Origin of the sequence: Deinococcus marmoris, assembly GCF_001949125.1 — a bacterium.
Taxonomy (GTDB): Bacteria; Deinococcota; Deinococci; order Deinococcales; family Deinococcaceae; genus Deinococcus; species Deinococcus marmoris_A.
The window spans coordinates 1-13,623 of sequence record NZ_MSTI01000139.1 but is presented as its reverse complement, the minus strand read 5'-3'; the positions used below and the strand labels follow the sequence as shown (position 1 = coordinate 13,623).

Below are 13,623 nucleotides of genomic sequence, written 5' to 3'. Positions count from 1 at the left end.
GACAGTGAAGTCAAAGGCCAGATACGCACCTTCTGGTGCCGATTTCGCCCATTCGGCCAGATCGGTGTCACTCCAGAAGGTGCGTTGACTCAGCGCGGCACTCACCTGACTGGGACAGAGCGGCGTCAGGGCAGCGACTTCCTGAGCCGCACAGGTGCGGCTCAACAGACCCGTGATGAAGGCAAAGGCTATGCTAGACGGACGAAACGTAGACATCTCGCCAAAAGAGCGCAGTGACCGTACTTTTTCAAGTTCTGTCGCTGCGCTCTGCGTTGCCGACGGCACTCAGGCTTTGACTGGAAACTCTTGATCAAAGGTTACGGCGAATGGGTCAGGATTCCGGTCAGCCTGTCGGCCAATGTGCAGGATGTCGGGACCCGGCAACAACCCAGCCTGGAAAAAATCCGCGCCCTGAAGCCGGACCTGATCATCACCGCCCGGTTGCGCGCGGCCCAGAACTACGCGCAGCTCTCGGCCATTGCGCCCACCCTGGCGTTTGACGCCTACGGCGGCGAATCTCAGTACGGCGAGATGCGCTCCACCTTCAGCCAGATCGGCGCGGTGCTGGGACGAGGCGGCACCGCCCGGCAGGTGCTGAGCAACCTGGACGCCCGCCTGGACCGCGTAAAACGTGACCTGAAGGCGGCGGGGCGCGCGGGCGAGAGCGTGGTGTTCGCGCAGGCGTACACCGGGGGCGGGGGAAGCCCCACCATGCGGCTGTTCACCAAAAACAGCATGGTCAGTCAGGTGATGGAGCGGCTGGGTCTGGTCAACGCCTGGACGGCCCAGGCCCAGCCCTACGGCTTTTCCGAGGTCAGCCTGGAAGCCCTGGCCGGACTGAAGACCAGGAACTTCCTGTACATCACCCAGCGCGAGGACGCGGTGTTCGCCGCGCCCAGTCTCAAGCCGCTGTGGCAGGGCCTGCCCTTCGTCAAGGCCAACCGCGCCTACGCGCTGGACGAACGCACCTGGACCTTCGGTGGTCCCCTGAGCGCGCTCACGCTGGCGAACGGCATCCGCGACAATCTGCTGGGCCGCTGAGCATGGCAACCCAGACCCGCACCCCCAAACTTCAACTCTGCTCCGACGCCTCCCGCGCCGCCGGGGAAGACCCGATTGGCACGGCCCCGCACTGGCAGGAGGTCACCGTGCTGGAACTGGACGTGCCGGTGTGGGCGCGGCTGCGCGACGTGGCAAACTGGACGGCGGAGCAGGGCGGCGTCTTTGAACGCCTGCGCGGCAAGGTGGAGGCGTCCGGCGCGGGCTTCGGCCTGCTGATGAGCGCCCCGGCGCGGGCAGGTCAGCCGCTGCGGGTGCGGCACTATACGCGCGGGCCGGGCGGGTATGGGCGGCGCGATTACCAGTCGGAATGGCCCCAGTCCGAGTGGGCACGGGGATTGACCGACACGCTGCTGGAGCCGGAGAATCTGGGCGGCTGGCAGGCGGTGGACCGTCCTCCCTCCGGTCCAGACCTTCACGTCTGCACGCACGGCACGGTGGACGCGGCCTGCGGGCGCTACGGCGTTCCCGTCTACGCCGCCTTGCAAGCCGCCGGACTGCGAAGCTGGCGCACCGGGCATTTTGGCGGTCACCGGCTGGCCGCGACGGCCGTGGAGTTGCCGAGCGGCTACCTGTGGGCACACCTGACCCCGGAACTGGCCGTGCAGGTGGCCCGCCGCGAAGTCCAGCCGGCTGAAGTCGCCCAGCATTTGCGTGGCTTTGCTGGAGTGCCCGCGCTGGCGCAGGTGCTTGACCGCGAACTGCTGGTTCGCCACGGCTGGAACTGGCTGCGGGCGCAGCGCCGGGCCGAGGTCAGCGGGGAGACGGTCACGCTCCATTTTGAGTTGGACGGCACAAGTGGTCTTGCCCGCGCAGAAATCTCGCCCGCACCATCCTTGAAAATTCCCGGCTCCAGCCACAAGCCGGGTCTGGGCGACGTGAAGCAGTGGCAACTGGGCCAGGTCAGCCTGGAGACGCAGGCCACGGCTTGACCACGAACACCGCTCAGAAAGCCGCGCCGCGCCTGTCCGGGCGGGTGCTGCTGTTCACTGGCGCAGCGGCGGTGCTGGTGCTGGCGCTGCTGGCCTCCCTGGCGCTGGGGGCCAGCGAGATCTCTCTGGCGCGGGTGGCCGGGCTGCTGCTGGCCCCCGACGACAGCACCGACAGCCTGGTGGTTCACGCGTTGCGGCTGCCGCGCACGCTGGTGGCGGGCCTGGCGGGGGCAGCGCTGGCGGTCTCGGGCCTGCTGCTTCAGGGGGTCACGCGCAATCCGCTGGCCGATCCGGGCATCCTGGGCGTGGAAGCGGGCGGGGCGTTCGCCATTCTGATCATGGTGGTCTTCTTCCCGGCTGCGCCCAGCGTGCTGTTCGTGCCTGCCGCCTTCGTGGGCGGGGCGGCGGCGGCAGCGGCGGCGTACAGCGCGGCCAGAAGTGTGGGCCTTACTCCCTTGCGGCTGGCGCTGGCCGGGGTGGCGGTGGCCTACTTGCTGGGCGCGGCCACCCGCGCGGTGCAGATTCTGTTTGAAACCCGCGCCCAGGGGGCGCTGTTCGCGCTGTCCGGCTCGGTGGCAGGGCGCACCTGGGAGCAACTGTGGCAGGTTGCGCCGTGGCTGGGGCTGGGGCTGATGCTGGCGTTGCTGCTGGCTTCACGCGTCAACGTGCTGGCGCTGGGCGAGGATGTGGCGAGGGGCCTGGGGGCCAGCGCTGCCCGTGACAGCGCCATGATCACCGGGCTGGGCGTGTTGCTCGCCGCCGGTTCGGTCAGCGTGGTGGGGCCGATCGGCTTCGTGGGCCTGATCATCCCGCACGCCGCCCGCGCCCTGATGGGGTCCGATCACCGCCTGAGCCTGCCGCTGGCCGCCCTGCTGGGCGCCGCGTTCCTGATCCTGGCCGACATCGCCGCCCGCCTGATCGACCGTCCCGCCGAAACCCCCGTGGGCATTCTGGTGGCTGCCGCCGGAGCGCCGTTTTTCGTGCTGCTGGCACGGCGCATCGGGCGCAGAGCTTAGCCCTCTCCTGTCAAACTCTCCGAGGTTCTCCATGAAATCAAAACTCCTGTCTCTATCCGCCCTGGCCCTCCTGTCCTCCACGCTGGCACTGACCGTCAAGCATGAGCGCGGCACGCTGGAACTGCCTGCACCGGTCAAGCGTGTGGTGGCGCTGGAATACTCGTTCATCGACACGCTGCTGGCGCTGGGCGTCACTCCGGCGGGCGCAAGCCTGGGCACGCAGGGCGGAGACCGGGGCGCACCGCCCTACCTCCGCGCCCGCACGGCGAAAATTCCGGCTGTCGGCAGCCGCGCCCAGCCCAGCTTGGAGGCCATCGCCGCCCTGCGCCCGCAACTGATCCTCGCCGACGCCTTCGTGCAGGGTGAGATTTACCCGCAACTCGCGAAACTGGCCCCCACCGCCGCCTTCCAGAGTCGGCGTGGCAGCCTGGATGACCTGAACGCGCAGACCCTGGCAATCGGGCAACTGGTGGGCCGCGAGGCCGCCGCGAAACAACTGCTGGCCGATCAGCAGGGCCTGATTCGCAAGGCTAGAGCGTTTGCGAAGAAGAATGCTCCCGACTTCGTGGCCGCCGTCGCCACGCCGCGCTCTTTCACGGTGCACAGCAACGACAGCTTCGTGGGCAGCTTTCTGGAGGCGCTGGGCCGCAGGAACGCGCTGAGTCCCAAGGGCGATCAGACGCAGTATGAAATCTCGCTGGAAGGGCTGGTGGCGCTGAACCCGCAGACGCTGGTGCTGTTCACCGCGCCGGACGAGACGCCCATCACCGAGGAATGGAAGAAAAGCCCGCTGTGGCAGAAGCTGAGCGCCGTGCAGCGCGGGCGCGTGTACGTCTTTGACCGGGACAACTGGACGCGCGGACGCGGCCCGCTTGCCCTGAAACTGATGGTGGCCCAGGCGATTGAAAGCCGCCTGCTGTCTGACGCCGTCCCGCCCACCGCTTACAGCGGCAAGTGATGACCGCGCCGTGACCTTGCCTCTCTCTCCCCGCTACACCAACGCCCGCGCCCTGATGGTGGCCGGGGTGCTGGCCGCCCTGACCACCGTGCTGGCAGTGCTGGCGCTGGGCCTGGGCGCGGTGGCCACCCCGGCGGCCCAGGTCTGGGCCACGCTGTGGGGCGGCGGCGACGAGCTGACCCGCCAACTGGTGCTGGACCTGCGCCTGCCGCGCGTGGGCGTCTCGCTGCTGTGCGGCGCGATGTTCGCCGCGTCGGGGGCCATGATGCAGGGCGTGATCCGCAACCCGCTGGCCTCGCCGGACATCATCGGCGTGGGGGCCGGGGCGGGGCTGGCCGCCACCGTCTTTTTGCTGGCCTGGCCCGCTGCACCTCCGGGGGGTCTGCCGTGGGCCGCACTGGCTGGAGCGTGGGGCGGCTTTGGCCTGGTGCTGCTGCTGTCGCGCGAGTGGCGCGGGGCAGAAGGTCTGCATCCGGTGCGGCTGGCGCTGGTGGGCGTGGCGGTGGCTGCGGCGCTGGGGGCCGCGCAGCAACTGGTGCTGGTGCGTGCGCCCGATGGCCTGGGCGCGGCGCTGACCTTTCTGGCGGGCACGGTCTACGGCGCAGATTCAGTGCGGCTGTGGCGCGTCCTGCCGTGGGCGCTGGTGCTGCTGCCCGCCGCATTGCTGCTGGCCCGCACGCTGGACGTGCTGAATCTGGGGGAAGACCTGGCAACAGGCTTGGGAACGCGGGTCAATCCAGCCCGGCTGCTTTCGCTGGGCGTGGGGGTGGCGCTGGCTGGGGCCGCCGTGACCGGGGCGGGCATCCTGGGTTTCGTGGGGCTGCTGGCCCCGCATCTGGCGCGGCTGCTGGTGGGCGCAAAGCACGGGCGGATGCTGCCGGTGAGTATGCTGCTGGGGGCGCTGCTGGTGCTGGCCGCCGACACGCTGGGCCGCGCGTTGCTGCCGCCGCTGGAGGTTCCGGCAGGCATCTTTACCACGCTGGTGGGCGCACCGTATTTCCTGTATCTGCTCAGAAGGAGCGCATGACCCGTCCTGAAACCCCCGCCTTTCCACTCTCCACGCATGATCTGAAACTGGCTTACGGCACGTCCGTCATCGTGCCGCACCTGAACCTGAGCCTGAAGGGGGGACTGGTCACCAGCATCATCGGCCCCAACGGCTGCGGCAAAAGCACGCTGCTGCGGGCGCTGGCACGGCTGCGGCCCGTGACGGGGGGCAACGTGGAGCTGTACGGTCAGGCGCTGCACAGCCTGCCCAGCAAGGAGGTGGCGCGGCGGCTGGCGATCCTGCCGCAGGGACCCACCGCGCCCGAGGGCCTGTCGGTGGAGGAACTGGTCTGGTTTGGCCGCCACCCGCATCAGGGCCGCTTCCCCGTGCGCCGCCCTGAAGACCGCGAGGCCGTGGCCTGGGCGCTGTCCCAGACGGGCATGACCATCTTCGCGGGCCGCCCGCTGGAAGCCCTGTCGGGCGGGCAGCGGCAACGCGCCTGGATCGCCATGAGCCTGGCCCAGCAGACCGAGATCCTGCTGCTGGACGAACCCACCACGTACCTGGATCTGTCGCACCAGTTGGAGGTGCTGCAACTGGCCCAGCGCCTGAACCGCGAACAGGGCAAGACGGTGGTGATGGTGCTGCATGAGCTGAACCAGGCCGTGCGCTACAGCGACGAGATCATCGCCATGCAGGGGGGCGAGGTCTACGCCCAGGGCCGTCCCGAGGACGTGCTGACGCCGGAACTGCTGGCCGACGTGTTCAACCTCAAGGCCCACATTCTGAGTGACCCGGACACCGGGCGGCCCTACATCATTCCGTATGCGCTGACGCGCTGATACGGACTCCGATGAGAAGGTGTTGAAAATCCGAGTGGGAGGAATAGCGTCCTCATGGGCGTCTGTTCATGACGACAGACTCGCAGAGCTGCGCCGCAGAGGAAGAGCGTCCTCTCTTCGAGCTGTCCCAGTCATGGGGAGGAGTAGCCCCATACGGGTGCTATCCCACGACGACAGTCTGTTCATGACGAGAGCGAGAAGGACGGGTTCCGGGCGTGGAGTGGAGGGATCGGCGCTGTCCCGATTCCTGCCGCGTTGCAAACGGAACCCGTATGAAAGGGTAGACCTCGCCATTGCATCGCCCAGAGACAGGCCCAGCCCAGAAACTGGGAGACACTCCGTGCCTGCCGCCCGCCACTAGAGCATTTGTCCGAATTACAGCATCAGGAAAAGTGACTCCTGACGCTTCCATTCTCTCCTTCGGAGCTGTACCAGTCCCAAATGCTCAGCGGAATTCACTCACTCCGTTCGGTCAAAAGTGAACAACTCTTTTGACAAAAGCTCTGTCACCGCGTCATTCAGGGCTTGCCCGGCCCCGGCCCTTTCTTGTTCTTGTCGTCTTTGCCGGGCGGCCCCCGGTCTTCCAGCAGCTCCCCGGTCTGGCGGTCAAAGCGCAGTTCCGTGACCACCTGGGCGTCCAGCAGCAGGTAACAGTGAATCTGCGGCCCCATCACCCGCGCCAGACTGGACACCGTGAGGGCCGCTACCTGCGCCTTTAATGTGGCCTGCGCGCCGCCTTTCAGCCCCCTGCCCATCGCCAGGAATCCCTCCTGCCCGCGCGGCACGGGTTGACCGTCCGGGGTCACGAAGACCTGCGCCACCGCCCGGCCCCCGTAGAGCAGTGGGACGCTCAGCCGTGGCCCGCCTGGCGTGTTCTGCGCCTGTGGCACGCCAGGGCTGAGTGCCGCCGCGATGGCCCGCGCCCGCACCAGGTAGCCCGCCGCCTCGGCAAAGCCTGCCAGCTCGGTCTGCGGGGGTGGGGGCGGCCTGGGTGGACGCCCACCCTGCGCCGACGCGAACGACAGCGGCAGAATCAGCAAGAGGGCAAGCAGCAGGGTTCTCATATGAACTCCGATTGAAAGGTGTTGGAGACACCTGGAAATCCGAACGGAGTGAGCAGGAAGAAAACGGGTGCCGGACGTGGAGTGTAGGAATCGGCGCTGTCCCGATTTCTACACGAAACAAACGGAATCCGTATCACAGGGCACGCTCCAGGGAACAAAAAGAGAGAAGTGCGTCCAGACGGGCCGTGATTCACGGTGTCCGGCGCACTTCAGATTCTAGGGGAGGGCGGTGACGCCCGGCTGACAGGTCAGCGCTGCGGCGTTTGAATGCCGTTCACCAGCGCCTCGGCGGCGTGGAGCAGATCGCGGCCCGCCTTTTGCTGCGCCTTGCTGGCGCTCTGGAGGTAGGTGCGGGCGTCGTTCAGGTAGCCGCGAATACGGGCGTCGCTGGTCTGCGCGGTCAGGCGGTCCAGGCGGCTCAGATCACGGGCAGCGGGCGCAGGATTGAGGCTGGACTGGCCGGGAGCTGCCGCGCCGGGCTGAGGCTGACCCTGTTCCATTCCCCTGGGGGCAGGCGGGCAAACCTCGCCCTTGTTGCCCTTGCCCAGGCCCTGGTCCATCTTGTCGCCCTTCGGGGCTTTTGGCGCAGCAGGCTGGGCGGAGGTTGTGCCAGGGGTGGTGGACAGGGCCGTGCCAGACGCGGGCGGGGTGGGCCGGGCGCGTCCAGGGGTGGTGGGGTCAACAGGTGTGGGCCTCATCGCCATGCCTGCGCCGGGCGCACAGGGGGCCATCTGACCGGGGCCAGCGCTGCGAGGGCCATGTCCACCGCGTGGTCCGTGCTGATCAGGAGCGCCCGCCTGACCGGGGGAGGGGGGCGTGGGCCGGGCGGTGGGCGCAGGCTGGGCCTGAAGGGTGACGCCGGGTACGGCGGTCTGCGGAGCTGTCGGCTGGATGGACGTGGGTGGGATGGGGGCGCCGCCGTCCGCCAGGGCGCTGGCTCCCAGGCCCAGCAGCAGGGTGGCGATCAGTATGGACCTGGTCTTGTTCGTGGGTGCATTCATAGGAACTCCTCGACGGGCGGGGAGGTGGAGCTGTCCGCCCTTCAAGGCGCAAAGCTAGTCGCGCGCGCTGAACGCTTCAGGGAGCGAAGCTGAACGCGGGCTGAATGCGGGTAGGGTCAGGCCCACCTCCACCCCGCCGCCGGGCAGGTTGCGGGCCAGCACGTCGCCGCCGTGCGCCAGTGCCGTGGCCCGCACGATGGCGAGGCCCAGGCCGCTGCCCTCGCTCGCCTGTTCGCCAGAGGACTGGCCGCGCACGAAACGGTCAAACACGCGTGGCAGCAGCTCGGCACCCAGTTCGCCCGGATTGCGGACACCCAGCGCGCTACCGTCGCCCTCGCGCCTGTTCCACAGCACGATCTCGCTGCCAGGGGGCGAGGCAGCCACCGCGTTGCGGATCAGGTTCCACAGGGCGTCTTCCAGCCGGGCGCGGTCTGCCCAGACCGGCGCTGACTCCACCCCAGCCTCACCCTCGGCGCGCACCGTCATCTGCGGGGCCAGGTCTGCCGCCGTACGGGCCAGATTGTTCAGCAGAGCGCTCAGATCAATAAGTTCGGGCCGGAGCGGCTCACCTGCCTCCAGGCGGTTGAGGTCAAGCAGATCACCCACCAGCCGCCCGGCGCGGCGGGCCTCGCGGCGCAGGCTGAGCAGCAACCTCGTGCGCGCCGCCGGATCGTCGCCCACCTTTTCCAGCAGCTCCAGGCCCGCGCTCAGGGACGTGATCGGTGTCCGCAGCTCATGACTGGCGTCTGCCGCGAACTGGCGGGTGCGCTCCTCGGCGGCCTCCAGCCGCATGAAGGCGTCCTCCAGGCGGGCCAGCATGGCGTTCAGGGTCAGCGCCAGCGTCTGCACCTCGTCGCGGGCCTGCGGCACGGGCAGCCGCTCGGAGAGCGAGGCTGCCGTCAGCCCTGCGCTGCGCCGCGCCATGGCCCGCAGCGGCGACAGGCCCAGCCGCAACAATGCCGCGCCGATCCCCGCCGCCAGTATGAAGGCCAGGGCCGCGCCCAGCGCATACGTGCGTAGCACGTCGACGCGCAGGGCGCTCACCTCCTCCTGACGCACGGCCAGGCCGATCACCGCCTTGCCCGCGCGGGCCAGTTGCAGGCCATTCCACTGGCCCGCGCCTGTATCCAGCACGTTCTGAACCGCCTCAGCAGGCGGGCGGGGATGCGTGCCGCTGTCGGAAAAAAGGGTCTGCCGAGGCGTGACGATTACGCCCCAGGTGCCGCTGGACAGGGCCAGGCTGAAGACCTCGTACTGCAACAGCAGCAGCCCGTCGCCGTCCAGCGCGCTGCGTTCTTGGTCACGCGCCACCACCGCCAGTTGACCGGAGAGCGCGCGGGCCGCCTGCTCCTGGGCAAAGTTGCCGATGCGGGCGTTCAGGTACAGCCCCAGCGGGAGCAGGGCGGCCAGCAGCAACCCCAGCAGCACGCCCAGCAGTCGTCCACGCAGGCTCAGGCCAGACATCAAGTCGGCTCCGGTGCTCGCAGCCGCAGCACATACCCGGAGCCGCGCACGGTGTACAGCAGTTGCGGCTGGCCCAGCGCGCGGCGGAGCTGGCGCACGTAGACCTCCACGATGTTGTCGTCGCCCATAAAGCCCGCTCCCCACACGCTGTCCAGCAGCGCCGCCTTGGACAGCACCCGCTCCGGGTAGCGCAGAAAGGTTTCCAACACGTCCAGGGCGCGCGGGCTGAGGTCCATGACCCGTCCGGCCCGCCGCGCCTCGCGCAGATGGACATCGAGCTGGAGATCGGTGTAGCCGAGAACGGCGCCCGCCTGCGGCTGCGAGCGGCGCAGCACTGCGCGCACACGGGCCATCAGCTCGCCGAAGACGAAGGGCTTGACCAGGTAATCGTCGGCCCCGGCCTGAAGGTGGGCGATCCGCTCATCCACGCCGTCGCGGGCGGTGAGGACCAGCACGGGCGTGTCGCCGCGTTCGCGCACGGCCCGCAGTACAGCGCTGCCGTCCAGACCCGGCAACCCCAGATCCAGAATGATCATGTCGGGGCGGGAGCGGGCGAACTGCTCCAGCGCCTCGCCGCCTGAGCGGGCGCGCACGGCGGTAAAGCCCTCGTACCCGAAGCCCAGTTCGAGCAGCTCGCCGATGGCCGGGTCATCCTCCACGATCAACACGGTGGACGGGGGCAGGGGCGGTTCGGCCATGCCCGTTACTGTAGCGGCGCACAGGACGGCACGGGGGGACTGGCCCCATGTGCCGTCACCGGATCGCCGTCAAGCGGTGCTGGGTCTGGGCTTGGCCTCCAGAGGGCCAGACTCAGCACCGACTTGTGAAGGACAGCACGAAAGTGGCGGCAATATCCCCGTTTCGTTTGTATCCCTCAACTGCTGCGCCCGTCAATCCCAGTGCCTATAACGCGGTTCTCACCAACTGCAAGGCTGGCGTAGCCGGGGTGCCGACCTGCACGGCGACATCGACGCCGCGCCGCTGACCTGACGCGTGCGGACTTCCGGCGGTCTGCCGGACCGTGAGCAGCAGGGGGCGGCTTCGCAGGGTTGGCGGCAGCGCTCGGCCCGCTGTCAGGGCCTCATCCGGGCGTTCTCGGCCTGACCCAGGTGATAGGTGATGGAAGGCGCAGAGCGCCGTAGGCCAGCCCCGCGCTGCGCCACACTGCGCCACAAGCCTCCACGCCCGGACCCGGTGGGCCTCGGGGACGCCTGATACGGATTCCGTTTGTAACGCGGCAGGAATCGGAACAGCGCCGATTCCTGCACTCCATGCCCGGAACCCGTTTTTCTCCCTCTCGCCATCGTCGCGAACAGACGCCCATGAGGACGCTGCTCCTCTGCGGCGCAGCTCTGCGAGTCCCACTCGGATTTTCAGGTATTTTCAACACCTTCTCATCGGAGTCCGTATGAGCGTATCGGGAGGACTTCTGAAACTCACCTTCCGCCCACTCGATTTGCGCAGGCAACGGCGCGGCGGAAATGGCCTCGTGCGCGGTCTGCTGGCTCATGACCAGCATGCGGCGTACCGCTGTTCGATGCCTTGAAACAGCCGGGCGCTCAAGAGCACTGAAGCAGACGCGAGACAGACGGGGCAGTCAGCCAGAACCGTGGTGATTCATAAAATCTTGTTGCTCACTTGACCGCTGTGCTTTCAGTCTGGGCCAGACCTAGACCGTCTTCGAAATCAATGTCCCAGACGCGGTATAGCTTTATCTGGTCAGGACCGGGCAGGCCGACATGTCCTGCTGGACACCGCGCTGTCCTCCGAGATGCGCGCCCTGTCCACAACCCTCTCCCGTCATTCATCACGTTATTCCCGGAAAGGAGAACCCATGACATACCTGACGCTGCTGAAGGCCAATTTGTTCGGCCCTTACCGTTTCTCAAATGCCCAGGGCCAGTCCGTCAAGCTGTCGGGCTGCATGAACGAATGGCCGCGCAACCGCGTTGATCGGCTCCGCATCGACAGCGTCGGCTGGAACGCGAGCAGCAACGGGTACGTCATCCACTTCACGATGCAGACGGCCATCGGAAATTCCTACTGGCCTTCGCATTTCGGCGAACATTCGGTGGCCGCCGTCTACCAGAATGGCAAGATCATCCCAAATGCCATTGGTGATCCGCAGGTGGGCGTGAACCACACGGGCACCAAAGTAATGACCTTCGCCCGAACTGGCAGAGGGTGAGACAGGGAAACGGATGTAGGGTTTCTCGTCTCGTGCGCCGTTCATGAATCTCCCTCTTGCTGCGGCGATCAGACCCATCTGGGGCCTGTTCTTCCTGAACGGACTGCTGTTCGCCTCCTGGGCGGTCCAGATCCCCGCCGTCCAGGAGCGCTACGCCCTGAACCCCGCCCAACTGTCCGGGCTGCTGTTCGCCCTGGTGGTGGGCAACGTGCTGGCCCTGCCCCCCGCCACCGCGCTGATGAGGCGCTTCGGCGTCCGGGCCACGGCGCTCCTCAGCCTGACCGTGATGGCCGTCGGCCTGGCCAGTCTGCCTCTGGCCCCCAGTCTTCCCGTGGCGGTTCTGGCCGCTCTGGTCTACGGCGCGGGGTTCAGCGGCGTGGACCTGAGCATGAACGCTCTGGGCACCTGGCTCGAGGAGCGGCTGGAACGGCCAGTCATGTCCGGCTTCCATGCGGCGTTCTCGATCGGGGCGCTCCTGGGGGCGCTGGTGGGCGCGCTCCTGCTGGGCCGGGGTGTGACGCTTCCGGTCCACCTGATCGCCGCGAGTGCATTGACCCTGGTCTGCGGCGCGTGGCTGACCCTCAGGCTACCCAGTTACCTGACTCGGCAGGAGCCGTCCACCGCCCGGTCACGGCCCGGCACGCTGCTCCTGCTGCTGCTGGCCGCCGGATTCGGCGCGGCGCTGTGCGAGGGGGCGGTGGGCGACTGGGCCGCCGTCTACGTCCGGGGGGTCATGGACGTCACGCCGGACATCGCCAGCCGGGGCTTCGTCATCTTCGCCCTGAGCATGGTGGTGGGCCGGCTCGCGGGTGACCGGCTGGCGGCACGGTTCGGACGCGGGCCGCTGGCCAGCGCCGCCGCACTGGTGGGCAGCGTGGGCTTTCTGATCGTCTCTCTGTCCGGGAGTGTCCAGAGTGTCCTGCCCGGATTCCTGCTGGTGGGCCTGGGGCTGTCGGTGCTGGCCCCACTGGGCTTCAGTGCCGCGTGGCAGCTCGGGCAGGCGCGGGGCGTGGCCCTGATGACGGCCGTGTTCTACGGCGGCTTTCTGGCGGGGCCGCCGCTGGTGGGTCTCGGCGTCCACCTGCTGGGCTTGCAGGCGGCGTTCACGCTGCCGCTGATCCTGACCGTGCTGTGCCTGATCCTGAGCGCCGGGTTCCGGGTGTACGCCGAACGCCCGGCGGGTGAAGCCGCGTGAACGCGCGTCCACCACTGGAATCCCAGCAGCATGGCTGCCGCAGGAACAGGAATCTGCCTCTGGAAGGTGAGCCACTGCTCATCTTCTTGCGCGTGAAGCTCACTGGCCCTCGCCCAATTAACCGAAAAACAGCCCGAAGGCCGCTCCTTTCTGTCAGCCCATACAGACTCCGATTGGAAGATGCTGAAAACACCTGGAAATCCGAACGGGCGTCCAAGCGTCCTCTCTGCGAGCTGTACCAGTCATGGGCGCTGCTCTGGACAAGACAGTGAGCAGGAGAAGAACGGGTTCCGGGCGTGGAGTGCAGGAATCGGCGCTGTCCCGATTTCTGTACGAAACAGACAGAATCCTTATGACGTCCAGTTGTTCAGGTTCGTCGGAGGATCCTGGGAGATTGCACATCTGTTCGCCCATGCGCGCTCCCACCCTGCTGCGCTTAGCGCCCCGGCCCGCCCACAGGCACACTTAGCTTGATGCCAAAAGCGGGCGTGACCGACAGGCGGGCCAGGGCCTCCACCGAGAAGTCACCCGTATTCCAACCCATCACGCCGTGCAGGTTGGCGAGGCGAATTGGAGAAAAAATAAACGCTGGCAGGCTCGGGTAGAAGGCTGGAATCATGACCGACATGGGTTCTTCATGACCACGGTGCTGAGCAGGCGCAGCACGCTCCACACCGTGTCCGTGATCCCGATGGCCATTGCTGGCGTCCGTTGCGCATATTGACGACGCCCCACCGGTTCATTCAACTTGACTCGCAGGCTCCGGTTCACCCGACAGAAGTTATAGATCCCATTGACCAGATCACTGACCGTCTGACGGACGTGGGGAAGCCTCGCAAACGCGAGGCTTCTGCGGACTTGGTGCGGATTCATACGCCGGGCCGTCCCGTTGTGCCGTTCCACTGCCGAGGTGTTG

The 13,623-nt window shown here is 67.6% G+C and carries 14 protein-coding genes and 1 pseudogene; 8 read left to right on the top strand and 7 right to left on the bottom strand.

Annotated elements, in window-relative coordinates:
* A partial coding sequence (locus BOO71_RS27225; RefSeq protein ID WP_139323075.1) for a hypothetical protein occupies positions 1–216 on the bottom strand: 216 nt, incomplete at its 3' end.
* Between the two features lie 90 nt (positions 217–306).
* On the opposite strand from BOO71_RS27225, the gene BOO71_RS20040 reads away from it, so the two are divergent.
* The 6 genes from BOO71_RS20040 to BOO71_RS20015 are packed head-to-tail and all read left to right on the top strand — an operon-like array spanning position 307 to position 5,795.
* Positions 307–1,041, top strand: a complete 735-nt coding sequence (locus BOO71_RS20040) for an ABC transporter substrate-binding protein (protein WP_075835390.1) — start codon at positions 307–309, stop codon at positions 1,039–1,041.
* Positions 1,042–1,043: 2 nt separating this feature from the next.
* Positions 1,044–1,991 (top strand): sucrase ferredoxin, encoded by a 948-nt coding sequence (locus BOO71_RS20035; RefSeq protein WP_075835388.1) that lies wholly within the window; start codon positions 1,044–1,046, stop codon positions 1,989–1,991.
* A 44-nt stretch (positions 1,992–2,035) separates the two neighbouring features.
* Entirely contained in the window at positions 2,036–3,007 is a 972-nt protein-coding gene (locus tag BOO71_RS20030; protein WP_139323076.1) for a FecCD family ABC transporter permease, read from the top strand.
* A 31-nt stretch (positions 3,008–3,038) separates the two neighbouring features.
* On the top strand, positions 3,039–3,965 hold the full coding sequence (locus tag BOO71_RS20025; RefSeq protein WP_075835386.1) for an ABC transporter substrate-binding protein: 927 nt from the start codon (positions 3,039–3,041) through the stop codon (positions 3,963–3,965).
* 55 nt (positions 3,966–4,020) lie between these two features.
* Positions 4,021–4,992 carry a FecCD family ABC transporter permease gene (locus BOO71_RS20020; RefSeq protein WP_075835394.1) on the top strand — a complete coding sequence of 324 codons (972 nt, stop codon included), beginning with the start codon at positions 4,021–4,023 and terminating at the stop codon, positions 4,990–4,992.
* Positions 4,989–5,795 carry an ABC transporter ATP-binding protein gene (locus tag BOO71_RS20015; RefSeq protein WP_075835384.1) on the top strand — a complete coding sequence of 269 codons (807 nt, stop codon included), beginning with the start codon at positions 4,989–4,991 and terminating at the stop codon, positions 5,793–5,795. Before BOO71_RS20020 ends, BOO71_RS20015 begins: the two co-directional genes overlap by 4 nt.
* 518 nt (positions 5,796–6,313) lie before the next feature.
* Here the strand turns inward: BOO71_RS20015 and BOO71_RS20010 are convergent.
* The 4 genes from BOO71_RS20010 to BOO71_RS19995 all read right to left on the bottom strand — a co-directional run bounded on the left by BOO71_RS20010 (position 6,314) and on the right by BOO71_RS19995 (position 10,022).
* On the bottom strand, positions 6,314–6,859 hold the full coding sequence (locus BOO71_RS20010; RefSeq protein ID WP_075835382.1) for a hypothetical protein: 546 nt from the start codon (positions 6,857–6,859) through the stop codon (positions 6,314–6,316).
* Between the two features lie 248 nt (positions 6,860–7,107).
* Positions 7,108–7,860 (bottom strand): hypothetical protein, encoded by a 753-nt coding sequence (locus BOO71_RS20005; protein WP_075835381.1) that lies wholly within the window; start codon positions 7,858–7,860, stop codon positions 7,108–7,110.
* Positions 7,861–7,914: 54 nt separating this feature from the next.
* Positions 7,915–9,324 (bottom strand): sensor histidine kinase, encoded by a 1,410-nt coding sequence (locus BOO71_RS20000; protein WP_083653676.1) that lies wholly within the window; start codon positions 9,322–9,324, stop codon positions 7,915–7,917.
* Positions 9,324–10,022 (bottom strand): response regulator transcription factor, encoded by a 699-nt coding sequence (locus BOO71_RS19995; RefSeq protein ID WP_075835380.1) that lies wholly within the window; start codon positions 10,020–10,022, stop codon positions 9,324–9,326. The genes BOO71_RS20000 and BOO71_RS19995 overlap by 1 nt, the downstream gene beginning before the upstream one ends.
* A 1,136-nt stretch (positions 10,023–11,158) precedes the next feature.
* On the opposite strand from BOO71_RS19995, the gene BOO71_RS19990 reads away from it, so the two are divergent.
* Both BOO71_RS19990 and BOO71_RS19985 read left to right on the top strand, forming a co-directional pair.
* On the top strand, positions 11,159–11,512 hold the full coding sequence (locus BOO71_RS19990; RefSeq protein ID WP_075835378.1) for a hypothetical protein: 354 nt from the start codon (positions 11,159–11,161) through the stop codon (positions 11,510–11,512).
* 43 nt (positions 11,513–11,555) lie between these two features.
* Positions 11,556–12,707, top strand: a complete 1,152-nt coding sequence (locus tag BOO71_RS19985) for an MFS transporter (protein ID WP_075835376.1) — start codon at positions 11,556–11,558, stop codon at positions 12,705–12,707.
* Positions 12,708–13,143: 436 nt separating this feature from the next.
* On the opposite strand, the gene BOO71_RS19980 is transcribed toward BOO71_RS19985, so the two are convergent.
* Entirely contained in the window at positions 13,144–13,335 is a 192-nt protein-coding gene (locus BOO71_RS19980) for a hypothetical protein (protein ID WP_075835374.1), read from the bottom strand.
* Positions 13,323–13,623 (bottom strand): annotated as a pseudogene (locus BOO71_RS27220) (IS1 family transposase); the annotation flags it as partial. The gene BOO71_RS19980 and the pseudogene BOO71_RS27220, both read right to left, overlap by 13 nt.

Coding starts and splice junctions, on each gene's coding strand:
- BOO71_RS19985 (WP_075835376.1), top strand. CDS start 11,556: ATGAATCTCCCTCTTGCTGCGGCGATCAGACCCATCTGGGGCCTGTTC.
- BOO71_RS20015 (WP_075835384.1), top strand. CDS start 4,989: ATGACCCGTCCTGAAACCCCCGCCTTTCCACTCTCCACGCATGATCTG.
- BOO71_RS20010 (WP_075835382.1), bottom strand. CDS start 6,859: ATGAGAACCCTGCTGCTTGCCCTCTTGCTGATTCTGCCGCTGTCGTTC.
- BOO71_RS20020 (WP_075835394.1), top strand. CDS start 4,021: ATGGTGGCCGGGGTGCTGGCCGCCCTGACCACCGTGCTGGCAGTGCTG.
- BOO71_RS19995 (WP_075835380.1), bottom strand. CDS start 10,022: ATGGCCGAACCGCCCCTGCCCCCGTCCACCGTGTTGATCGTGGAGGAT.
- BOO71_RS20035 (WP_075835388.1), top strand. CDS start 1,044: ATGGCAACCCAGACCCGCACCCCCAAACTTCAACTCTGCTCCGACGCC.
- BOO71_RS20005 (WP_075835381.1), bottom strand. CDS start 7,860: ATGAATGCACCCACGAACAAGACCAGGTCCATACTGATCGCCACCCTG.
- BOO71_RS20000 (WP_083653676.1), bottom strand. CDS start 9,324: ATGTCTGGCCTGAGCCTGCGTGGACGACTGCTGGGCGTGCTGCTGGGG.
- BOO71_RS19990 (WP_075835378.1), top strand. CDS start 11,159: ATGACATACCTGACGCTGCTGAAGGCCAATTTGTTCGGCCCTTACCGT.
- BOO71_RS19980 (WP_075835374.1), bottom strand. CDS start 13,335: ATGTCGGTCATGATTCCAGCCTTCTACCCGAGCCTGCCAGCGTTTATT.
- BOO71_RS20025 (WP_075835386.1), top strand. CDS start 3,039: ATGAAATCAAAACTCCTGTCTCTATCCGCCCTGGCCCTCCTGTCCTCC.